Source organism: Vogesella mureinivorans (assembly GCF_007644035.1).
In the GTDB taxonomy this organism is placed as follows: Bacteria; Pseudomonadota; Gammaproteobacteria; order Burkholderiales; family Chromobacteriaceae; genus Vogesella; species Vogesella mureinivorans.
Genome location: NZ_VMTV02000709.1, coordinates 1 through 368, shown reverse-complemented (window position 1 = coordinate 368; position 368 = coordinate 1). Strand labels below are relative to the sequence as shown.

At 64.9% G+C, this 368-nt stretch carries 1 protein-coding gene; it reads right to left on the bottom strand.

Annotated elements, in window-relative coordinates; translation table 11 throughout:
- Positions 1–167: 167 nt before the first annotated feature.
- The coding region (locus FLQ44_RS17845) for a family 1 glycosylhydrolase (RefSeq protein ID WP_147695468.1) at positions 168–368 on the bottom strand (201 nt) is incomplete at its 5' end.

The window sequence follows — 368 nt, the reverse complement described above, 5'->3', positions numbered from 1 at the left end:
TGCGACCAGTCCTCCAAGGGCTTCGTGTTGCTGACCCTGACCCGCGATCAGGCCACCGCCGAGTTGAAGGCGGTGTCCACCATCCTGGCCAAGCCCTTCGAGGTGCGCGACGCGGCGCGCTTCACCGTGACGCGGGGACCGGCCGGCGCGGGCGACCTGACCCGGGCCTAGAGCGTATCCAGCACCTTGCCGTTGGTCTGGATGACCTCAGCGTAGAGCAGGCCGGAGTCCTTTATGGTCCGCTCCTGGGTCTGGTAGTTCACGTGGGTGATGCCGAACCGCTTGGAGAAGCCCAGCGACCATTCCAGATTGTCCAGCAGGGACCAGGCCATGTAGCCGGTCAGGTTGACGCCCTTGTTGATCGCATC